This is a genomic window from uncultured Bifidobacterium sp. (genome assembly GCF_949292005.1).
Classification (GTDB): Bacteria; Actinomycetota; Actinomycetes; order Actinomycetales; family Bifidobacteriaceae; genus Bifidobacterium.
The window spans coordinates 1-22,245 of record NZ_CASEXV010000036.1; the positions used below are offsets into that span (position 1 = coordinate 1).

A 22,245-nucleotide genomic window follows, 5' to 3' on the forward strand; every position below is an offset into this window, starting at 1 on the left:
GTTCGGCCCGCATGCCCTGCATGGTCGCACATCCCGTATCGCGGTGGATCGCGTGGATGAGTTCGTGACATAAAGCGCATCTGAGCTGCCATGGTCTGAGGTCATGACCGATGGTAATAGCCCTGCGATCGTCGTCATAGTATCCGAAGTACGGATGCGGCAGGGCGGCCTCGAGCACATCGATCCCCAACCGTTCCGCCTTCCCCAGCAGATCGTCCACAGTCAGCATGTGCTACTCGTTTTGGTTTCCGCGCTCGATGCGTTTGACCTGCCGTTCGAAATCCGAGAGCTGTCCGGGATCGATCTCGTTGAATCTTTGCAGTTCTTTCTTTGCCTTCGTATCGGCCTGTTTCCGTGTTCTACTGCCTTTGCCCTGCAGGATGGGGCCGCCGGTGAAGTGGATGTACTGGTTGACCAGTTCGATGCATTCGGCCATCGTGGTGAGCTGTCTGTTCTCGATGCGGCTCTCTATCGCGTCCAGAAAGCCCGAGGAGAGCCGGTTAAGACGGTTCAGCTCGTTCTCGTCGAGGTATAGTTCTTGGCTATGGTCACGTCACTGGAGTGGATGCGTCCCTCGGGTGACCCCTGCCATGTGGTCAGCCCCATGTGTGGCTTGCCGGCATCGGCCCGGTCGTTAATGATCTCGGGTGCGGTGTGTCCGGTGGCGGCGAAGTGGAATCGGTTCTGTACCTCTTGGTAGAACTGGCGAGTGATGGGTGAATCCTTGTCGTAGTCATAGCTGATCTCCTGGAAGATCTCGCAGATCTGCACGTAGAAGCGTTTTTCGCTGGTGCGGATGTCTCTGACTCGTTGCAGGAGTTCCTTGAAGTAGTCCTCGCCGAACGGACGGCCGTTCTTGAGCATGTCGTCATTGAGGACAAATCCCTTGATGACATACTCCTTCAACGTGCCCGTGGCCCACTGACGGAATCGGGTGGCCTGCATGCTGTTGACCCGGTAGCCCACGGCGATGATCGCATCCAGATCGTAGAACGTGATCTCCCGCCGAACCGTTCTGCCGCCTTCATTCCGAACCATTTCCTTTTTGGAAACAGTTGAATCCTCTTCCAACTCTTTCTCAGCATAGATGTTTGCTAGATGTTTCGAAATTGTGGAAACATTTACGCCGAATAGATCTGCGATGCCCTTCTGCGGCATCCAGAACGTCTCATTCCAATACGTGACCTGCACAGGCACATTACTGCCCTCATCCTGGTAGAGGACTATCTCGGCTTTTGGTTGTTTCTCAATGTCATCATTCACTTGCCGTCACCACCCTTGGGGAGCTTTACAGTCAATTCAAGCTTCTTTGGCCCCGTTTAATCCGCGCCAGTGCAATCGCACCCTTGTCGGGGATCTGCGCTAGATGCTTCGCCGCTTGAAGCTCCGTCAACCATCCGACACGATTGCCATCGATGGTGATGACAACAGTCTGTTTGCCCGTTGATTTTCCCCTGGGGATCTCGCCAGTTGACATCCTGACCCACACCAAGGCGCCATCATCGAACGCGTCAAGAATTTCCTGAGAATCCTCCTCACCCACCACCGACACGTTCGAGTCCGCCTTCATTTCCAATAATCCAGATGGACGACGGTTGGCTGGCTTGTATCGTTCAGGATCAGTGTTCATGCTCGCGGCAGCAGCCTTGTCAGCTCTGAATACATGCATCTCCGGTATGCCCGGCGCATAAGTACCAGTCCTGACCATCTCCAGTTCCACAGCGTCTCGGGTTGCATATTCAGAGAACACAACCCCAAAGGGAATCCCGTGGTATGAGAATGCGACACCGTCGCCACCCGACTCCCACATACCCATTTTCTTCAATGTACTTTGTAGTTTGATGTGCCTCGTGACTCTTTGGGCGATGATATGTTCCCCAAATTTAATTCCCCTCAACGGTGACCCGTCGTACACATAGACTTGGGCGCCGATTCCCGTGTTTCGATTGAGATTAGTGTTGAATTGCTTGGCGTTTCTGTACATCTCATCCGCCTGATTTACAGAACTGTAAAGTGCCTGATTCAGATCAGGTGGTGACGTCTGAACTGGTTGACCTGTGCGACAAGCATGAGCGACAATTATTTCATCCCTTGTAATACACGCAGACGGCACAGATGGGCATCCCTCTTGTTTAGATTTCCCTCCGAAAATTTTTGAGAACCACCCCATTGCTGCGCCTCCCTTTACCTTATTCATGAAACCACGGAAAACATCGATTGAATGTCCACAAAACTATCGTCCTCCACCACCCCCACCCATGACTCCAACTTACTGTTAAAACTGCACGAATTCGACTATTTTTAAAACCACTGAAACGACGCGAAATGAGCATTTCACGCCCCGAAATCATCCACGTCGCGCTCGCTGGTCTTGTTCGCGTCCCTGTTCGCGACCAGACCGTAAGCCTCGGGATGCGCGGGAGCATGGCGGCCTCGCCCTCCGAGTACTCCCCCATCTCCTCGACGAGTCCCTCGTAGGCCGCATTGACGATCTCGCGCAGGTCCACCCCTTGAAACACCACCTTAATACCACCCAAAAGCACCCGCAAACCCGTGAAAACCTCTTCCATGGCCATGAGAGAAACTGCACGAGAAGTCAACAATACCAACGAAAAAGGCCACCCCTCACGGAGTGGCCCCAATCTGCCTGTGGAGCTGCCGGGAATCGAACCCGGGTCCGGCGACCGTACCCTCAGTCTTCTACGTGCGTAGTCCGCTGGCCGTATGGCAGTTTTTCTGCCCCCATCTGTGTCGCGGACGATCGATGGCGAGCATACCTGCGGTTAAAGTCCCTCAGTCGCCCCGAAGGTCAACGACTGAAGCAAGTCTTCAAATGACGCTCAGCATCCCCCCGAAGACGGGAGAGAGTGAACGGAGCCGCTGCTCACTGGTTAATCCTGATGGAAATCAGGCAGCGAGAGCGAACTCAGTGCGGTTAGATTTAGCACTTGTTGTTTTGCGGAGGACATCCACGAGTGGACTCCGCGTTCTCGGCACGCTTCCCTGCGACGAACAGGTCACCGTCGAAACCGATCAGCCCCTTTGAAATTATCAAACCGTCCGAATCGTCACACCACCGAATCACTCGGACACTTCATTCTATCCCTCTTCCGACGATGCCATGGAGGGAACACTCCCACGGCGAACACTCATCCGGCGGACAGCGCCGTCAAGCACCGCCGAGTATGACGTATACCGACTGCGCCGACGAGACACTAAGACCCGTATCTCTCCGATCCGCGTACCCCACACCCGCTTCGCCCTACTTGACGATGGGGCGCTCAGGCGCGGAGACATTAATCGTGCTGTACCCCGACATAGCGCTCTTGTCCTCGAGCAGCTTCGTCACAACCGCGATCTTCAACGTCATATCCGACGAGTCGCCCCACACCACCGTGTAGGTTCCGGAGTCCAACACCGTGGTGACCGAATCCTGGGTCTTCGCCGTCACCGAACTCACCCGCGTCCTCATGGATTCGGGAAGGGCTGAGAGGATCGACAGCGCCTGTTTGACCGCGTCGCGTTTCAGAGCGGTCGTCACGTTGTCCACACCAATCACGGGGATGCCTTTGACCGACGCCCCTTTTACGGAGTTGAGGACGCGGCCTTTGGAGTCGACGGCGGTCAGCGTGCCGTGCGAATCCTTAAGCATGGCGGCGGGACGCCGTGCCTTGACCTGGACGACGAGACGGTTGGGAAGCTTCTTTGTGACCGTCGCGTTGACCACTCCGGGGATGTCCTCCAACGCGCCGACGACGTCCCCTGATGACACCAGGAACAGCGACTTCCCCGACTGCGTCGTGGCGATGCTCAATATCCGCGCTTTCGACACCCAGTCGTTCCCTCCGACGACGGTGATCCCCGATTCCTCAAGCCGAAACGCCGGCGAGAAGAAGGCGACCCACGCCAGAAGCCCTATCACGGCGACGCAGGACACGGCCGCGGCAATCCGCCCCGCGATGGCACGAATCCGCGCGCGTTTGCGCTCGTGGAGACGGGAGGAGATGTCAATCACCTTGGGTCTGGCGATGACTCCCAACGGGCTGCTTGTCTCCTTGAGGGTTTTGTCTATCAGATCCTCGCTGGCGAGCCCCCGCGCGTCGACGAACTCACCTGGAACGGAGGACGTGCCCTGGGTGCGTCGACTACCCTTGTGTCCTCTGCCATGCGAGCGCGTCTGACGAGCGGACCCCGACCTCGCCTCTCTTGCAGGAGGTTCGCCATTGCGCGCATCGGGTTCAACGGACTTGTCTGGCTTCGACGACGCCTTCCCGGTAACTCGTCTGACCATGCTCAGGACCCACAAGTCTCACGATGCGCCTCAAGGGCATGAAGTATCACGGGCGCCATATCGGTGATGTCGCCTGCTCCCACGGTAAACACCACATCACCGTGATGCGAACGCATAGCCATCATCTGTGCGGCGAGATGCATATCGTCCACAGCATGGATCCAGTCATGCGCCGGCGCATCGACGCGCCGCGCGGCATCGACTATCGTCCGCGGCGACACATCCGGGTAATCCTCCTGGCGTTCCCGGGCGGGAAACACACCTGTGACGATGACATCGTCCGCCAGTGAGAGCGCCTGCGCGAACTCCTTCGCGAAGAATCGCGTTCTGGAGAAAAGATGCGGCTGGAAAAGCACTCTGATTCGACTGTCAGGGAACCGACGACGGGCCGCATGCAGAAGCGCGGCGACCTCCGTGGGATGGTGGGCGTAATCGTCGAACACCCTCACGTCCTTCTCCTCACCGCGGAGCTGGAAGCGTCTCGTTGCGCCCAGGAAGGATCCTGCCCCACGCGCGGCGGCACGGGGATCCATTCCCAGAAGCGTCGCGGCCACTATGGCCGCCGTCGCGTTGCGGGCATTATGTGTCCCCGGAATCCGCAACGACACGGGAATCTTGATCCCCGCATCGTCCGATCGCCTCAGATCCTGAAGAAGACCTTGGGGAAGCACAACCGCGAAACGCTCCTCGCCGCTGCCGGATGCCTCGGACTCGGACTCGATCGCCACGACCGCGGCACCTCGAAGATCACCCAGTTCCCGGGGGTCGCGCGTTGTGTAGGCGACCACACGGCCTGCCGTATCCGCATCCAACGCGGAAAGCACATCCAGAGCCCCGTCGTCGTCGACGCATATGATGATGCGGTCCACAGCGTGTCCGGCGTAGTCGACGAAGGCCTGATGGTACGCGCCCGCCGTTCCATAATGATCGAGATGATCCGGTTCCGCATTGGTGATCACCGCGATGGACGGCCGATATTTCAGGAAGCTTCCGTCGGATTCATCCGCCTCGGCCACCAGCACGTCCCCACGGCCAGCATGTCCCCCATCCAATGTGGAACCATCAGGACCCTGGATCGTCCCGCCAATCGCATAGCTCGGATCGGCCAGTGTGCCGGCGCCCTCCGTACGAAGGATGTGCGCGAGAAGCGAGCTTGTCGTGGTTTTCCCATGGGCTCCGGCCACGGTGACGGCGCGCTTGTCACGCATGAGCAGGGCAAGGATGTCGCTTCGATGGACGATGGGAATGGACCGTGCCTCTGCAGCCCGGATCTCAGGATTGTCGGGCTTGATCGCCGACGAGTACACCACGAGGGCTGCGCCATCGACGTTTTCCGCCTTCTGCCCGATATGGACGACGATTCCCAGATCCTCCAGCCTTGATGTCTTCGCGCTTGCCTCACGATCCGATCCAGTGACCCTGATTCCCCGCTGGTTGAGCATCTCCGCGAGAACGCTCATGCCGGCGCCCCCGATTCCAATGAAATGCGTGGGTCCCAGATCCGACGCCACCGTCGCCTCCGAAAAGGCGTCCACGGTGGGGTCCAGCATGATTCCCTTGGTTCCTGTGATCTCTGACAATCCACGTCTCCTTTGCGGGTTAATCGCCCCTCCAGTATGGCCGCACCCTGGGTCAACTCCCTGGATGCCGTGCGCGCTCATCGAACCAACGACAAAACCTTGGACGCCATTGTGCCCGCGGCGTCACGGATACCATACGACCACGCATGGCGACCGGCCTCGACGAGCCTCTCCGGATCCGACAGAAGACCCGGAATGTCGTCCGCCACCCACGACGGCGTGAACTCCTCATCGGACACCAGCAGCCCGCCACCGGCCTCAACGACTGGAGCCGCGTTGAACCTCTGCTCGCCGTTGCCGATCGGCAGTGGCACATACACGGCGGGGACGCCCAACGCGGACAGCTCGCACACGGTTCCCGCACCAGACCGGCAGATCACCAGATCCGCGCAGCCGAAAGCGAGGTCGATCCTTTCCAAATAGGGCGCCACATGGTAGTCCCCTTGGCCCGCGCTGGTGGGCCCGACATCGTTGACGACATCGGCGCCGGCCTGACGCGCGACCATGGCACGCACGTCGACGTCCTTGCCCCGTCCCGTCAGATGCACGACCTGCGCGTGACGCAGAAGCTCACGCGCGGCGCAGGACACCGCGACGTTCACGCTCACAGCTCCCAGCGATCCGCCCGTCACCACGACTATCTCACGATCGGGGTCGAGCCCCAGCGCCTGTGCGCAGTCACGCCTCGACACACGGGGATCCTTTTCACGCGCCTCGATAAGACGCGATATCGCAGGTCGTAACGGCAACCCGACACGAACCAGCTCCGCTTCGGATCCGACCGTCAACCCGGTGTCGTCATAGGCCGTCGCCACAACCGTCGCCCATCGCGCCCCCAAGCGATTCGCCATGCCGGCGCGCGCGTTCTGCTCATGCACGACGATGGGGATCCCCATCCGATGCGCGGCCCAATACACGGGTGCCGAGGCGTATCCTCCGAACCCCACCACCACATCGGCCTGGCGGTTCGTGAGAATCATGCGCACACGGGCCAACTCCCGGTGCCACCGCGAGGGGAACATGACCATCGACGCGTCGGGACGTCTGGGAAACGGCACTTTGTCGATGGTGTCAAGCTCATACCCCGCCTTGGGCACCAGATCCCTCTCCAGACCCTGATTCGTGCCGATGACGGTGACCACGGCTCGCGGATCCCTCTGCCTGATCGCGTCCCCCACCGACAACAGCGGGTTGACATGGCCGGCCGTCCCGCCTCCCGCGAGGACGACACGGGCGGATGGGATGATCTCTTCCTGCTCTTTCTCAGTCACGCTCATGAGCTTAGCGCAGTGACATAGTCCTTGATCTGATCCTGCTCCTTCATCATGCTTATGGCCACCCCCGCGGCCATAAGACACATGATCAGCGAGGACCCTCCCGCGGACACGAACGGCATGGGCACCCCCATGACGGGAAGAAGTCCGACGACCACCATGATGTTCACCAGCCCCTGACCCACGATCCATATCGCGATGCACACCAGGACAAGCGTGGCGTACTGGTCCCGCATGTGCAACGCCACGCAGATCAGGCACCATCCGATGACGACGAAAAGAAGGATGACCAGAGCCGCTCCCACGAATCCCGTCTCCTCGCCGATGATGGCGAAGATGAAATCGTTGTGGGCCTCGGGAAGATAGTTCCATTTCTCCTTGGAGTTGCCTATTCCCACGCCGAAGAACCCTCCGGAGGCCATCGCGTATTTCGCATGGATCGCCTGGTAGCAGACCTTCTGCGCCTGCTCGCTGGTGCAGCTCTGATAGGCCGCGAGCACTCTGTTCAGGCGGTTCGGACTGGTGACGACGATCAGACCGACAAGAACCCCCAGAACGCCGACGATGCCAAGGAGCCACTTCATCGGGAATCCTCCGACCAGAAAGGCCGCCGCACCGATCATGATGACGATCATGGCCGTTCCCAGATCCTTGCCTCCAAGAACCGCCAGAAGGCAGAGGCCGAAGAACAGCGCCGGCCAGACGTAGGCGAGCATGCCGTCACGCTCGTACCTGCGCGCCGACATGCTCATCGCACGGGGAAGCCAAAGACACAGCATGAGCTTCATGAACTCCGCCGGCTGCATGGTGAACTTCCCCGAGATCCCTATCCATCCGGCGTTCCCATTCACGGAGATGCCCAAGGGCGTGAAGGTTATGAGCTGAAGCACAAGCGCCAGGCCCAGCAGCATCCCCGCATACCGTCTGAAGCGATCGGCTGGCATATACATGGCCGCCACTCCAAGCACAAGTCCCATAACGCAGTAGATGAACTGGCTGATGGCTTGGCTCCAAGGAGACAACCCCTCGGACACCATCGTGACGGATGAGCTTGAGAACACCATGATCACACCGAAGCAGGTCAGCGTGATCACGGCCAGACGGAACCCGTGGTAGCACCATAGAGGATTGACAAGGTTGCGGATACCCACATACCCATTGGAGGGCCCAGGCTGGGAACCATCCGTCGACGCAGCCGGCTGGGTCGACGCGGAGGCGTCATGGCCCGGCGACGACACCCTCCTCAACAACCTCTTTTTAGAAGTCATGCGTCCGCACCCACCGTCGCGATTCCTCCGCGAACCGATCGCCACGGTCCGCGTACGACGCGAACTGGTCCATCGACGCGCAGGCGGGGGCCATCAACACCACATCTCCTTCGCCCGCGTATCGCCCCGCGGCCTCCACCGCATGACGCATGACGCCGGACTTGTCCGACGGATCGATCACGGTGACCGGAATCTCCGGAGCCTTGGCGCGTAGGGCCTCAAGCATCGGCTGCTGGTCGACGCCGATGACCACCGCGGCTTTGATGATCGACCGACGCTGCGTGATGAGATCCTCGAAACGTCCGCCTTTGGCCAACCCTCCGGCAATCCAGACAACCGATCCCGGCCGGAAGCTTCCCAACGAGGCCGCCGCAGCATGGGCGTTGGTCGCCTTGGAGTCGTCGACGAAGTGTATGGCGGCATTCCCCGTCCCCAACGTGGCCACGGTCTGGATGCGGTGTCCGCCTGGTTTGAACGTCCGAAGCGCCTCCACCGCACGTCCGCGGTCGGCACCATAGCCAAGGGCCAGCGCCAAAGCCGTCATCGCGTCAGCGAGAAGATGCGGGTATACGGTTCCATCAGGCTCGCACAGATGGGTCAGCGAAGCCTGACTGAGCAACGGCACCGACTCCCCGATCTCACCACCGGCGACACCGCTTCTATCCACGATCCATCCATCCGACACGCCAATGCATCCTGACTCCGGCGCCCCCAGAGTGAACCCGACCCGTCTGCATGACGGACCTGTCACGGCCGATCTGGCGATGCACGACACCCGGTCGTCATCAGAGTTGTACACCAGCGTTTTACGGACGTTACGGAAAACCTTGGCCTTATCCGCCGCATATGCGTCCATGCCGCCATGCCAGTCGAGGTGGTCGGCCGCGATGTTGGTGATGGCGGCACAATCCAATGCCAACGACTCGGTGAAATGCAACTGGAAAGAGCTCAATTCGACGCACAGCACATCATGATCCGGATCGACCGCGGCATGCGACACCGGTTTGCCTATGTTGCCGACAGCCGGCGCATCGAAACCGCATGCGGTCAGAATCTCGGACGTCATCTCGGTGGTCGACGTCTTCCCGTTCGTCCCCGTGATTCCTATCCATCCGGCGGCCGATCCCGTCGATGTAGCGGTGGTCCTCAACCACCAGGCGACCTCCACCTCGCTCACCACGGGAATCCCCCGACGCCGAGCCTCGACTATGAAGGCGGTGCGTGGATTGAACACCGGCGAGCTCATGACCAGATCCACATCATCCCAATCCACATCGTCGAAAGAGTGGACATCCGCATCGGCACGCTTCTCATCCACGGTGATGACGCGGCCCGCACGCCCTCGCAGAACCTCGGCGACGCTCCTTCCGGAAACGCCCATTCCGGCCACCACCACGGTTTTCCCTGAGACGTCCATGACATCATCCTTTCCACTCGACCGATCCGACCGCCGACCGATCCGACCAATCACATCACGCCAACAGCCACGCGGGACGCAAACCATCCGGCCACGCCGCGACTCACCCGCGCCGGCGGCATCACAGCAGCAATCCGGACCTACCGACCCAATCGCCATAGAAGACCATCAGACCGGTGAGGACGAACATCAGCTCGATCATCCAGAAGCGCACGACCACCTTCGATTCGCTCCATCCCAGCAATTCGAAATGATGGTGGATGGGAGCCATCCGGAAGACCCGACGATGTATGGCTTTGAAGAACCCGACCTGGATCACGTCGGACATGGCTTCAATCACATACAATCCACCCACGATCAACGCGAGGAACTCGGTGTGCGTCGCGATCGACAGGGCCGCGAAAAGCCCGCCAAGCGCCAGCGATCCGGTGTCACCCATGAATATGGTCGCCGGATTCGAGTTGAACCACAGAAAGCCGAAGCATGCGACGGCGGCGCACACCGCGATGATGCTGAGGTCGAGCGGATCGGACACCGCGTAGGAGAATCCCGGCCGTCCCGATCCCTTCACGTGGTAGCTCTCCCAAAACGCGATCAGGCCATAGCCCGCGAAGGCGATCATGGAGGATCCCGACGCCAGTCCGTCAAGGCCGTCGGTGAGATTGACCGCGTTCGTCCAAGCGGTCATAAGGAAATTGACCCACAGGACGAATATGACGATGGACAGAACCCTTCCCGCCCCCTCGAAGCTCAGGAACGGCGTCTCGATGAAGCTCATGCCGGACTGCGCGCTGGCGAAGCCTGATTTCGTGGGCATCATCAGCGCCAGAACGGCGTAGATGGTCGCGAAGATGAATTGTCCGATGAATTTCGCCCTCACGGACAACCCAAGATTCTGCTTTTTGCGCACTTTCGCGAAATCATCGATGAATCCCAGCAGCCCCATCGACACCATCGCGAAAAGGGCGAGGATGGCCGACCACGAGGGCGCGCTCCCGACCGTGAGATAGCGGTACAGAGCGGAGCTTGCCCATCCGAGGATTATCGCGAGGTTGATCACCACGCCACCCATCGTCGGGGTCCCGCGCTTGACCTGATGCGAACGCGGCCCATCCTGACGTATGTACTGTCCATAATGCAGCCGGTGAACAAGCCTGATCAGGACAGGTGTGCCGAGGATGACCACCAGCAATGACACCACAATCCCTATGATCAACGAAATCATGTCGTCAACCCCGTTTCTCTCTCGGTCCTCATGCCTCCATCACACACGAAGCTCATGACCTATCGACTCCGCCCTTTCCGCCGTTGCGAGTCCATTCGGACGCCAGTGCGCTGAGCCCCGAGGCGTGGGACCCTTTGAGGAGCACCACCGAACCGGGATGGTCACGCGCGATGCGTTCGACAAGAGCATCGGCCTGCGTCGTGGTGTGCGCCGTCTCGACGATAAGCTCCGGCCCGGAAACCGACTCCGATCGCGTCGGATCGACTTCGCGGGCCCCATCGGCAAGACATCGAGACAGGTCATCGAGCTCTCCCGGACCGCCGACCGCCACCACCGCGTCCACACCATGCTCGGCCGCATACCGACCGACCTGGCTGTGAAGCGCGCCTCCATCCGCCCCAAGCTCAAGCATCGCGCCCAGAACCGCGATCCTATAACGGTTTTGGCGGCCCGTTTCGTCCGACCCCCATCCGACGAGCCCATCTATTCCCGCCTTCATGGAATCCGGGTTCGCGTTGAAGGAGTCGTCGATAAGCGTGAACCGAACGTCATTCCTGTCGACGGCGGACACGTCCATGCGATGGGGGCTGATATGGTCGACGCTGGACAGCGCCCCGGCGATGCGGGACAGCTCCACTCCCAGATGCCGGGCCACCGTGGCCGCTGCCAACGCGTTCACCACATTGTGCCGTCCCGGTATGCCCAGTTCGATTCTTTCGCAATCCTCACCGGAACGGACGGTGAACGACGCCCTGTCCCATCCGTCGACGCGTACATCCGTCGCCTCGATCAGACAGTGCCGTCCCGCGACGTCGACATCCGGATCAGCGAACCAGAGAACATCCCCAGGCGCTATGGAGGACATGGCCGCGACACGGGGATCGCCCGCGTTGAGCACCGCTACGCCTTGAGGAACCAGACCTTTGACTATCTCGCTTTTCGCCAGGGCTATGCGCTCCACCGATCCGAATTCGCCAAGATGCGCGGTGCCCACTTTGAGCACAACCGCAACGTCCGGAGGAACGATGCCCGTCAGACGAGCTATCTCCCCAACGTGGTTTGCCCCCATCTCCGCGATGAGGAAGCGGGTTCGCTGACCCACCTCAAGAGCCGTGAGCGGAAGCCCGATCTCGTTGTTGAACGATCCGACGGGAGCCACGGTCGGCGCGACGTCCGACAGTATTCCGCGCAGCATGTCTTTCGTGGTGGTTTTGCCCACCGAACCGGTGATCCCCACAACGGTAAAGGGAGCTTTCTCCCGGCGACGCAACTCGATGTTCTTCCGCGCCAGATCACCCAATGCCGATATGGTGTCAGCCACGACGATCTGTGGTATCCCGGCGTCTGGAACCTCATGATCCACCAACGCGGCCACCGCTCCTTGGGACGCGGCCTGCGCAAGAAAGTCATGGCCGTCCACACGCTCCCCTTTGACCGCCACGAAAACGGATCCCGGAACGACCCGGCGGGAGTCGACGACCACGCCACGGGCCACCGCATTCGAACGATGAAGCCTCACGCTTCCCCTAACGGCCTCGGCGACAGTCTCGACATCCATGTCCATCATGCGGCCACCATCGTCTTGGACACCATCTCGTCCTGGATCACTCACGTTCCAGTCCCTCCACCTCTCTCACCACCCATATCTTCCGCAACTCTTCCGCAACCGTCCCATCAACGTCTATCCGCTGGACGCGGCCACGCGCGCTCGTCCGATCCGACGGACCACTACCGCAGCTCCTTGGACACCTTCAGAGCCCCTCTGATCGTGCTTCGACGCACTCCCACCCCCAGAGCCATCGCTATGGCCAACGACAGCCTGCGCTGCCCATCGGGATCCGACGCTATTCCGGATTGCTCCGCCAACTCATCCGATTCCGCCGTGGTGCCGACCGTCTGCGCGTTCTCGGACAGCTCGAATCCGTATCCATCCCGCAGCCGCGACAACATCTGGTCCGTGTCCACTCCCTGACGGCCCGCATCCACACATCCGAGAACATCCACTCCCAGCGAGTCCAAGGCCCCCAATCTCAGAGTCTCATCATCAAGTGCGATCACCACCGCGGCCGCTCCATCCTCCACGGATACCGACAGTGTGTTCTGCACATCCAACGATCCTATGGGATAGTGCAACAGCAGACGCCTTTCCAAGGACCGCGACTCGGCCGAACTGATGACGGCGACGGGGTTGCCAAGCATGTGGAGAAAATCCGCCACTCTGATAACCGTCGCGTGGACCTCGTCCGCATCGCTTCCGGCGACGGCGAACACGGCGAGGTAGGTGGAGGGCGATCCCGCCATATCGGAGGCCATCGCGCCGATCTGCTCACCTGTCGGGTCCCCATAGAGCACGGGGATGTCGGAGATGGGCGGCTTCTCGCGCCAGGAACCTCCAAGTACCACCGCATAGGCTCCCTTGGCCATGGCGGTTTCGATGTCACCCTCCTGCGCGTCCGGGAGCAGCAGCAACGAGCCCGGACGGACCCGGTCGACGTCATCCGTCACCGATGTGACGGTCACCCCTCCCGCCGACTCGGGCTGAAGCTCAAGATCATAGTGTCCCGCGAGATAGGACAGCGTCACGTGCTTCGACATAGCCTCATTCACCAGTCCCATATCGCATCCCTTCGTCGTTCATCGTTGCCGCGCACGATGTGGGCCGTTGGACGTCCCACCCGTCTCACCAAGTCACCGGGATAGCATCCGTACGCGTCTTCGATGTGGCTACCTGATACTTCTGCATAAGGAATTCACCGATCTCCTTGAAAAGCGGACCAGCGGTCAGACCTCCATATATCCCTTCGGGGTTCTTGATGACCACGGTGATGACGAAACGCGGGTTGTCGGCCGGAGTGATCCCCGACCAGTCCGCAACGATTCCCGTCAGCGTCCCGTCGCTGCCCGCGACCTCTGCGGTGCCGCTCTTGGATGCCACACGGTATCCATCCACCTTGGCGAATTGGTCGTAGTTCTCGGCGGCCGACTCCATCGCGTTCATCATCTGCGATGCGACATCCTCATCCACCACGCGAACGGACTTCCCCTTCGACGGCGTCGTCACGGTGCCGTCCGCCGCAGTCACCGATTTGATAATCGACTGCTGCACCCGCACGCCCTTATTCGCGATCGTCGCGATGGCGTTCGTTATCTGCAGGACGTTCGTCGCGTACCCCTGGCCGAAAAGAACAGTGTTGCGGGTTCGTCCATCCCATTTGTCCGACGAGGTCAGCGTTCCTGACGACTCACCGGGTATGCCCATGCCGCTGGACTGTCCGATTCCGAACTTGGTGAGGTACTTGTATCTGTCGCTGTCCGAATACTTGTCCGCCGCCATGATCATGCCCACGTTGGAGGACTGCTGGAGTATCCCCGACGACGTCCACTTGCTGGTGACATGCTCCTCTGCGTCATGGTAGGTCTGTCCGTCCTTCTCTATGCTCCACGGAACGGTGAACTTGTCGGTGAGCTTGCGCACGCCCGTCTGCAGCATCCCGGACATGGACAGGACCTTGCCGATCGATCCTGGTTCGAAGGTGGTTCCGACCGCGCGTGAGACGCTCATCTTGGCCTTGTCGCTGCCGGCTGTGATGCTGTCTGAATCCTCCAAGGCGAGGATCTGACCCGTCGACACGTCCTGAACCGCCGCGATCGCCCAGTCGGCGTTGTATTTCTTGACCCCGGCCTGCAGAACCTTCTTGACATACCAGTCCACGTCGCTGTCGATCGTCAGCTCCACGTCGCTCCCGTTCACGGCAGCCTTGGATTTGGTCACGGTTCCGGGAATCTCCTCACCTCCCAGACCCTGCTGATAGACCTTGTATCCATCGGTGCCCGTGAGGACCTTGTTCTCCATGAGCTCGATCCCCGCGACGCCATCGCCGTCATCGTTCACGCCGCCGATGAGCGCGCCGGCCAGCGTGCCTGAGCTGTACAGTCTGTCGCTGCTGAGTTCCCCGTAGATGTAACCACCCAGATTGAGGGCTTCGATCTTACGCATGACCTTGGGTGTGACATCTTTCTTGAGAACCGCGTACTGACCCGACACGGACATCATCGCCCCGAGCTTCAACGCGCTCATCTTCAGCACAGGCGCGAGAAGCCTGGCCACCGCCGCGGCTCCCTTCACGCCGACCGGCTTGCCGTTAATCTGATGGCAATAGCTTGATGTGGATGTCGTGCAGGTGACGGGCTCGAAACTCGAGATCGCCTCGGGGTTGGCCACAATCGTGTATCGCTCGACGCTGGAGGCCAGAACCGTGCCATTGCGGTCGAGGATGCGCCCACGACTCGCCGAAATCGTCACGGGAAGCGTGCGCCTCGCGGTGGCGGCCTGCGCGATGCTCCGCCCATCAAGAAGCTGGATGGACGCCAACTTCCACAGACATGCCAACGCGAGGAACGCCAGAACAAGGCCCACCACCACAATTCGCCTGACCATGCTCGTCGCGGTGGATGTGGCACGTCGTCTCATCATTTGCTCCCGTCCGCGTCCTCTGCCTTATATCCTTTGAGATCGATCGAGATTGATTTCTGCGCGGGGATCATGCCCATCTTCTCGGCCTTGTCCGGAAGCGATGTCTCCAAGTCGTCGAGTTTGGCCTGATCGGCCTGGATGTCCTGCGTCAAAGTGGAAATGCTCGACTCCACCTGGGTCTGTTCGAACGAGTTCTCGACCATCTTCGTCCGGAAAAGAAGGGAACCGACAAGAGACGCCACAAGAAAGATCACGGCGATGACCACATGGATCAAAGGGGCCCTGCGGGATCTGGTCCACGTCGCTATGCGATGGACACCCCGGGCCATGGCATCGCCCGCATCATGCCGACGGAGGATCAGCTGCGGGCGGGTCTCGATCCGGCGCGTTCCCTCATCCGGCCTGGCCGGTGCCGCATGCGAGCGGATGCTGCGTTGTGTGGCGGCCATCATCGTCTCCTTGCTTTTCTGTGCGAGTCATTCATGTGCTGTTCTTTGCCCCGAGAGTCCACGTCGGGAGGGTCGGACCATTTGTCGACCCATCTGCGGGGCAGTGGACGGATCAGCTCGACCCCGCGGAGCCTCACCGACGCGGAGCGTGGATTCGATTCGATCTCGGCGTCATCCGCCTTCACCGCTCCACGCGTCAATGCGCGAAAGAAGGGCATCGCATCGGCGGGGACCACGGGAAGATCAGGCGGAGCATCGACCTTAAGCCCCTTCGACATGAAGGATTTGACAGTCCGGTCCTCCAACGAGTGGTATGACTCGACGACGATCCTGCCCCCGACGGAGAGGTGAAGGGCTATCTGGGGAAGCGTGGAGGCGAGCTTATCCAATTCCCCGTTGACTTCGATTCGCAATGCCTGGAAGACCTTCTTGGCCGGGTTGCCCGCGGGTCTGTGCGATCTGGGAACGACTTCATCGACTAGCGCCGTCAGCTGCGATGACATCGTGAGCGGATGGTCGTCCCTGGTTCTGACGATTCTCGAGGCGATCTGGCGGGAGAATCGCTCCTCTCCATATGTTCGGAAGACATGCTCAAGCTCCTGGGCCGAATACGTGGCCAGAACGCGCTTGGCGTCCAGATCCTGCTCCGGATCCATGCGCATGTCCAATAGCGCGTCATGCGAATAGGAGAAACCGCGTTCCGTCTCATCGATTTGCAGGCTCGACAGACCGAGATCCATGAATACGGCGTCGACCTTGTCCACACTCCGCGCGCCCAGAACCTCCCCGAAATCGTCGAACACGGCGTGCACGGGAACGAAGCGATCGGACAGACCCTCCGACTCCATGCGTCCAGTGGCCAACCGAAGCGCCTCGGGATCACGGTCGATGCCGATAAGCGTCGCCTCCGGAGCGGCCTTGAGAAAGGCGATGGCATGTCCCGCAAGTCCAAGCGTGCAATCGACCACGACTGCGCCCTTATGCCCGAGGGCGGGAACCACAAGATCCACGCACTCGGAAAGAAGCACCGGCTTGTGGATGGTATCGGCTCTCCTGACCGCATTCCCCTCCGTCAACGTCGATTCCATCGCAACCCCGTCCATCAGAAGTCCACCGCCGGAAGAACGTCATCGGCGATATCGGAATATCCCTGCTCCTTGTCCTCGAGATACGACTCCCACGCCGTCCTGTTCCAGATCTCGGCCCGCGTCCCCACTCCGATCACGACGATGTCATCCCCCAGATCCGCGTAGTCGCGCAGCATCTGCGGCACCAGAATCCTTCCCTGCTTGTCGGGATCCTCATCCACGGCACCGGAAAGAAACACGCGGAGATAATCCCTGGCCGCCTTGTTCCCCATCGATGTGCGCTGGATCCTCATGGCGATGCGGCGAAATTCCGACTGGGGAAGGAGGTACACGCACCGCTCCTGTCCCCTGGCCATAACCATTCCCGCGCCCAGCTGGCCCCGGAGCTTGGCCGGAAGCGCCATTCGTCCTTTGGCGTCGATTTTGGGCGCATACGTGCCGAGAAGAAGCGGAAGCGCCGCAGAGGCCCCGGAGCTTCCGAGAGACGCGTCGTCGGTCGAGGTCTCGCCGTCTGCCGGATTCATCGCGGTCACCTCCTTCGCCGAAATCGGTCATCCACTCTGGCCCGTCACGCATTGCCAAACGAACAATTCACCACTTTACCCCACTTGGCACCATAATCCCCCACTTCTATATGCTTTGTGTGTTTCAGGGCCGCAGAATCAGCCACACCTCCCGGCACGCCGGAAACGCCGGCAAGGTCGTGACGGTTATTCCCGGTTCGCCCGCACGCTCAAAAAACGCAACGAGTAGAGGGGTGACGGTAGATTTGAATGCCTGATATTTCCACCACATGAAACGGATTGGCATGTCGAGTTACTCCTCACAGCTTCACGCCGAGCAGCAGGTCGTCACACGTCTGTACGACCGTTTGGACACATTGCGCGACAACACACGATCACGTCTCGCGGCGGTGAGAGCAGCGGGTTCCCACGGTTCCCCCACGCAGAGGACGGAACGCGACTCCTTCGCCACGATGTACGAGGACAGGCTCATGCAGCTTCGCGCCGTCGAGGATCGATTGGTTTTCGGCCGACTCGACAAATCGGATGGACAGCGTCATTACATCGGGCGCATCGGGCTGTCGGACACGAACCACAAGCCGCTTCTCATGGATTGGAGGGCGGAGGCGGCCAGGCCCTTCTACGAGGCGACACCTGCGCATCATGGCGATGTCGTGATGCGTCGGCACATCACCCTTCACTTCCGTGATGTCGCAAGCATCGAGGATGAGGTTCTCGATATGGCGTCCTCCGAAGTGAACAAAGCCACGCAGTCCGGCACGCTCACCGGCGAAGGTGCGCTGCTCGCGTCCCTCGGCGAGCGCCGCACCGGTCGGATGACGGACATCGTCGCCACCATTCAGGGGGAGCAGGACCGCATCATCAGGGCGCCCCTGCCCGGAGCGCTTGTGGTCCAAGGGGGTCCCGGCACCGGAAAGACCGCCGTCGCCCTTCATCGAGCCGCCTACCTGCTGTACACCCATCGGCGCAGGCTCGGAAGATCGGGCGTGCTTGTCGTCGGACCAAGCCAGGAATTCCTCCACTACATCGATCAGGTCCTCCCCTCTTTGGGAGAGACGGGAGTGGTCAGCAGAACGATAGGCGACCTCATTCCAGGAATCGTGGCGACCCGGGACGACGCCCCCGCCGTGGCCCGCATCAAAGGCGAAAGACGCATGGCCACGGCGGTGGCCAACGCCGTCAGGGCGCGAGAACGCGTCCCGTCCAAACTTCCGATCACCAGAGTGAACGGCATGGACGTCCCGATGCTCGCCACCGACGTGGAGCATGCCATCGCGACCGCCCGTAGCACCCGCAAGCCCCACAACAAGGCAAGGGACACTTTCCTCAAAACAATGATGTCGGCTCTGAGGATGCGCTATGTGGAAGGCCTTGACTACACGCCCGAACGGGATGAGCTCAACGACGTGGACACCCAGCTCATGATGAACGACGAGCTGCGGCATTCCTTGAATCTCGCATGGCTTCCCATGACGGCGACATGGCTGATCGATCAGATGCTGGCCAAACCCGCGCAACTTGGCGCGTTCGCGCCTTGGCTCACCAACGCGGAGATCTCAAGCCTCATCCGGCCCAAGGGGTCGCCTCTGACCAGATCGGATATTCCGCTTGTCGACGAGGCGTTCGAACTTCTCGGCCCCGATCCCAGGGAGGAGGCCCGGCGGCGCGCGCAGAAAACCCGCAAGGATGAGGACGTCGGATTCGCCAGGGATACTCTGGCCCAGGCGGGAATAGGTTCGGGCATCGTCACCGCCTCGATGCTGGCCGACAGCATGGGCGATGACGACGAGGACAGCATAGCCACGAGGGCCGGCGGCGACCGCTCGTGGACATATGGGCACGTCGTGGTCGACGAGGCTCAGGAGCTCACGGCGATGGACTGGCGCATGCTCCTGCGGCGATGCCCATCAAGATCGTTCACCATCGTCGGGGATGTCGCGCAGACATCCTCTCTCGGAGGCACGCGGCATTGGGATACCACCATGAACCATCTCTTCGGCCCCGGGAACTGGGATCTGCGGGAACTGACCATCAACTACCGCAATCCGCGAGCCGTCTCCGATCTGGCCACCGACTTCGCGAAACGATCCGGGCTGTATGTGTCCACCGTCAAGGCGGTGCGCGACATGCCCCAATCCGTCTCACGCCTGACCGCAGACGACCGAGAAGGACTTATCAGCATGGTGGGCTCCACCGTCCTTGATTTGACACGCCGTTTCGTGGCCGACGACGGAACCGGACGCGTCGCCGTCATCGTTCCGGACTCCTGGCGCGACGATGTCCGCGACGGCATCACCGCCACACTGCGCTCCGGCCTGCCCGCGGACGACGCCAAGCGCATCGCCGGCCAGGCATCCTGGGATGAGCAGGTGTCGATATGCTCTGCGCATTCTGTTAAGGGCTTGGAATATGATGCCGTTGTGGTTGTGGAACCAGGGGAGATCGAACAGTCGGCGCCATCACGCATCACGGCCGCGGCCGATTTGTATGTGGCTATGACGAGGCCGACGCAACGGCTGGTCATCGCCCGCACTCGGGACGACGCAAGATCTTCGGAAATCTAAGGTGGAGGATATGCCCAAAGCACTGTTGTTGGAGAACATCCATCCGTTCGCGGCCCAATCGCTGCGGGACCACGGCTTCGAGGTCGAGACCCGATCCGGCGCCCTTGGAGAGGATGAGCTGATCGGGGCCCTTGAGGGGGTCGACGTTCTCGGCATCAGATCGAAAACCACCGTGACCAGAAAGGTCATCGACGCACGCCCGGATCTGACGGCCATCGGCTGCTTCTGCATCGGAACGAACCAAGTGGATCTCGACTACGCCGCGGACAAGGGCATCGCGGTGTTCAACGCGCCCTACTCCAACACCCGCTCGGTGGTCGAGCTGGTCATCAGCGACATCGTGTGCCTGATGAGACGAATCCCAGCGCACACCCATCACCTCAAGCACGGACTGTGGGATAAAACGGCAAAAGGCTCGCACGAAGTTCGCGGCAAGACCTTGGGCATCGTCGGCTATGGCAATATCGGCTCCCAGCTGTCCGTTCTCGCGGAGGCCATGGGAATGCGCGTGGTGTTCTACGATTTGGAAGAGAAGCTGGTGATGGGCAACGCCCGCCGCATGCCGACCCTTAACGCACTTCTGGAGGAATCGGACGCAGTGTCCCTCCATGTGGACGGGCGCAAGTCGAACGTCGGGTTCTTTGGCGAGGATCAGTTTGAGCACATGAAGCAGGATGCGATTTTCATCAACCTCTCACGTGGCTTCGTCGCCGATCTCGACGCTCTGAAAAGGCATCTGGATTCCGGTCATCTTTCGGGCGCCGCGGTGGACGTCTTCCCGACCGAACCAAAGAAAAGCGGTGACAGCTTCATCACCCCCCTCGCCGATGAGGACAATATGATTTTGACGCCGCACATCGGCGGATCGACGCTGGAGGCCCAGGAGTCCATTGGACATTTCGTCTCGCAGCGTCTGCAGGACTATTGGTTCCGCTCATCGACCACCATGTCGGCGAATCTTCCCCAGATGACACTCCGATCGGGAACCGGCGACGCGCGCATCGCCCATCTTCACACGAACCTTCCAGGCGTCCTCGCGCAGGTCAATCAGATACTGGGCGCCGAGAACATCAACGTGACGGCCCAATCCCTGTCGACAGAGGGCGATCTGGGATACGTCGTCACGGACGTCTCCCACATGCCAACCTCTCAGGCGCTCCAGTCGCTGAGGAGCATTTCCGGAACCATCAGGATGCGGATCATAGACCTCTGATCGACCGAAAGCCCTCGGCAGCACAAAGGGCGCAGGAACGCAAGGACGCAGGTAGTCGCGGAACGGAATCTTCCGGCCACCTGCGCCCCTGTAAATCCATGACTGTGACATCTATGCCGTTGCCGCACCATCCGTTGCCGCACATCCATGCCCATGTCCGTCATGCCCATGTCTGCGCAATCCGTGCGTTGATGGGCGCGCGGTTTATGAATGCGCCCTTTGGCGGCAACCTCATCCACGTTCCGATCGGAGCGCGTCAATGGCCTTCTGGAAATCGTCCAGACCTTCGAAATTGCTGTACACGCTCGCGAATCTCAGATACGCCACTTCGTCAAGGTCGCGCAGAGGTCCAAGAATGGCCTTGCCCACATCCTCGGACCGCACCTGGGCCAGTCCACGCGCGCGTAGATCCTCCTCAACCCGCTGCCCCAACGCCTTAAGGTCATCCTCCTTGATGGGACGGCCTTGGCACGCCTTGCGGACTCCGCTGATGACTTTGTCCCTGTCGAAAGGCTCGACATTGCCCGACCTCTTCGTGACAAGAAGCATGGTCGTCTCCAAGGTGGTGAAACGTCGACCGCATACGGGGCATTCACGCCGCCGACGAATCAAATGGCCATCATCGCTTATTCTCGTATCAATGACTTTGGTATCGGGGTTCTGACAAAAAGGACAGTGCATACCCTACAGAATAGCCATATCCCGCGCACTCTCCCGGCGGATTGTCCATGGTGTCGCCGCGCCTGCGCTCACGTGAACGACGACTGCGTTCGAGAGTCCACTGCCGATTCGGGTGGCCCACGCTCACCATGACTCGGCATCGACGGGAAGAACTATCTTCTCCCCCGGCGTCAGCGTTGGATCCTCATCGTGGTTCA

The 22,245-nt window shown here is 60.5% G+C and carries 20 protein-coding genes and 1 other RNA gene; 3 read left to right on the plus strand and 18 right to left on the minus strand.

Annotation, left to right across the window (positions count from 1 at the left end):
* The 4 genes from Q1X90_RS07465 to Q1X90_RS02910 form a co-directional block, all read right to left on the minus strand.
* Nucleotides 1-229, minus strand: a 229-nt coding sequence (locus Q1X90_RS07465; protein WP_366944451.1) for an ImmA/IrrE family metallo-endopeptidase, incomplete at its 3' end; no start/stop codon positions are given.
* A 3-nt stretch (nucleotides 230-232) separates the two neighbouring features.
* Entirely contained in the window at nucleotides 233-514 is a 282-nt protein-coding gene (gene rhuM, locus Q1X90_RS02900; RefSeq protein WP_366944452.1) for a RhuM family protein, read from the minus strand.
* Nucleotides 511-1,263 (minus strand): RhuM family protein, encoded by a 753-nt coding sequence (gene rhuM, locus Q1X90_RS02905; RefSeq protein WP_300766377.1) that lies wholly within the window; start codon nucleotides 1,261-1,263, stop codon nucleotides 511-513. The genes rhuM (Q1X90_RS02900) and rhuM (Q1X90_RS02905) overlap by 4 nt, the downstream gene beginning before the upstream one ends.
* Nucleotides 1,264-1,294: 31 nt before the next feature.
* Nucleotides 1,295-2,197: a hypothetical protein gene (locus Q1X90_RS02910; protein WP_300766378.1), complete on the minus strand. Its 903-nt coding sequence runs from the start codon at nucleotides 2,195-2,197 to the stop codon at nucleotides 1,295-1,297.
* 128 nt (nucleotides 2,198-2,325) lie between these two features.
* Between Q1X90_RS02910 and Q1X90_RS02915 the strand changes: the two genes are divergently transcribed.
* A complete protein-coding gene (locus Q1X90_RS02915) occupies nucleotides 2,326-2,478 on the plus strand; it encodes a hypothetical protein (RefSeq protein ID WP_300766381.1) in 153 nt (50 codons plus the stop codon).
* A gap of 169 nt (nucleotides 2,479-2,647) precedes the next feature.
* Here Q1X90_RS02915 and ssrA read toward each other — a convergent pair.
* From ssrA to mraZ, 13 genes are all read right to left on the minus strand, one after another.
* Nucleotides 2,648-3,041, minus strand: a transfer-messenger RNA (tmRNA) gene (gene ssrA, locus Q1X90_RS02920).
* A gap of 221 nt (nucleotides 3,042-3,262) precedes the next feature.
* A complete protein-coding gene (locus tag Q1X90_RS02925) occupies nucleotides 3,263-4,291 on the minus strand; it encodes an FtsQ-type POTRA domain-containing protein (RefSeq protein WP_300766383.1) in 1,029 nt (342 codons plus the stop codon).
* Between the two features lie 2 nt (nucleotides 4,292-4,293).
* Nucleotides 4,294-5,841 (minus strand): UDP-N-acetylmuramate--L-alanine ligase, encoded by a 1,548-nt coding sequence (gene murC / locus Q1X90_RS02930; protein ID WP_300766411.1) that lies wholly within the window; start codon nucleotides 5,839-5,841, stop codon nucleotides 4,294-4,296.
* A 107-nt stretch (nucleotides 5,842-5,948) separates the two neighbouring features.
* Nucleotides 5,949-7,118 carry a UDP-N-acetylglucosamine--N-acetylmuramyl-(pentapeptide) pyrophosphoryl-undecaprenol N-acetylglucosamine transferase gene (locus Q1X90_RS02935; protein ID WP_300766413.1) on the minus strand — a complete coding sequence of 390 codons (1,170 nt, stop codon included), beginning with the start codon at nucleotides 7,116-7,118 and terminating at the stop codon, nucleotides 5,949-5,951.
* A 26-nt stretch (nucleotides 7,119-7,144) separates the two neighbouring features.
* Entirely contained in the window at nucleotides 7,145-8,413 is a 1,269-nt protein-coding gene (locus Q1X90_RS02940) for a putative peptidoglycan glycosyltransferase FtsW (RefSeq protein WP_300766386.1), read from the minus strand.
* Nucleotides 8,403-9,830: a UDP-N-acetylmuramoyl-L-alanine--D-glutamate ligase gene (murD, locus tag Q1X90_RS02945; RefSeq protein WP_300766388.1), complete on the minus strand. Its 1,428-nt coding sequence runs from the start codon at nucleotides 9,828-9,830 to the stop codon at nucleotides 8,403-8,405. Before murD ends, Q1X90_RS02940 begins: the two co-directional genes overlap by 11 nt.
* 121 nt (nucleotides 9,831-9,951) lie before the next feature.
* Nucleotides 9,952-11,055 (minus strand): phospho-N-acetylmuramoyl-pentapeptide-transferase, encoded by a 1,104-nt coding sequence (gene mraY / locus Q1X90_RS02950; protein WP_300766390.1) that lies wholly within the window; start codon nucleotides 11,053-11,055, stop codon nucleotides 9,952-9,954.
* 52 nt (nucleotides 11,056-11,107) lie between these two features.
* Nucleotides 11,108-12,622, minus strand: a complete 1,515-nt coding sequence (gene murF, locus Q1X90_RS02955; RefSeq protein WP_300766393.1) for a UDP-N-acetylmuramoyl-tripeptide--D-alanyl-D-alanine ligase — start codon at nucleotides 12,620-12,622, stop codon at nucleotides 11,108-11,110.
* Nucleotides 12,623-12,783: 161 nt separating this feature from the next.
* Nucleotides 12,784-13,671 (minus strand): UDP-N-acetylmuramyl peptide synthase, encoded by an 888-nt coding sequence (locus tag Q1X90_RS02960; RefSeq protein WP_300766395.1) that lies wholly within the window; start codon nucleotides 13,669-13,671, stop codon nucleotides 12,784-12,786.
* A 64-nt stretch (nucleotides 13,672-13,735) separates the two neighbouring features.
* Nucleotides 13,736-15,529 carry a penicillin-binding protein 2 gene (locus tag Q1X90_RS02965; RefSeq protein ID WP_300766397.1) on the minus strand — a complete coding sequence of 598 codons (1,794 nt, stop codon included), beginning with the start codon at nucleotides 15,527-15,529 and terminating at the stop codon, nucleotides 13,736-13,738.
* On the minus strand, nucleotides 15,526-15,978 hold the full coding sequence (locus Q1X90_RS02970; RefSeq protein WP_300766415.1) for a hypothetical protein: 453 nt from the start codon (nucleotides 15,976-15,978) through the stop codon (nucleotides 15,526-15,528). The genes Q1X90_RS02965 and Q1X90_RS02970 overlap by 4 nt, the downstream gene beginning before the upstream one ends.
* On the minus strand, nucleotides 15,978-17,066 hold the full coding sequence (gene rsmH / locus Q1X90_RS02975; protein ID WP_300766417.1) for a 16S rRNA (cytosine(1402)-N(4))-methyltransferase RsmH: 1,089 nt from the start codon (nucleotides 17,064-17,066) through the stop codon (nucleotides 15,978-15,980). The genes Q1X90_RS02970 and rsmH overlap by 1 nt, the downstream gene beginning before the upstream one ends.
* Nucleotides 17,067-17,080: 14 nt before the next feature.
* Nucleotides 17,081-17,590 carry a division/cell wall cluster transcriptional repressor MraZ gene (mraZ, locus tag Q1X90_RS02980; RefSeq protein ID WP_300766399.1) on the minus strand — a complete coding sequence of 170 codons (510 nt, stop codon included), beginning with the start codon at nucleotides 17,588-17,590 and terminating at the stop codon, nucleotides 17,081-17,083.
* A gap of 284 nt (nucleotides 17,591-17,874) precedes the next feature.
* Between mraZ and Q1X90_RS02985 the strand changes: the two genes are divergently transcribed.
* Together Q1X90_RS02985 and serA are read left to right on the plus strand one after the other, a co-directional pair.
* Entirely contained in the window at nucleotides 17,875-20,154 is a 2,280-nt protein-coding gene (locus Q1X90_RS02985) for an AAA family ATPase (RefSeq protein ID WP_300766401.1), read from the plus strand.
* Between the two features lie 10 nt (nucleotides 20,155-20,164).
* Nucleotides 20,165-21,367: a phosphoglycerate dehydrogenase gene (gene serA / locus Q1X90_RS02990; protein WP_300766403.1), complete on the plus strand. Its 1,203-nt coding sequence runs from the start codon at nucleotides 20,165-20,167 to the stop codon at nucleotides 21,365-21,367.
* A 231-nt stretch (nucleotides 21,368-21,598) separates the two neighbouring features.
* Here the strand turns inward: serA and nrdR are convergent, their stop codons facing one another.
* Nucleotides 21,599-22,048: a transcriptional regulator NrdR gene (nrdR, locus tag Q1X90_RS02995; RefSeq protein WP_300766405.1), complete on the minus strand. Its 450-nt coding sequence runs from the start codon at nucleotides 22,046-22,048 to the stop codon at nucleotides 21,599-21,601.
* Between the last annotated feature and the right edge of the window lie 197 nt (nucleotides 22,049-22,245).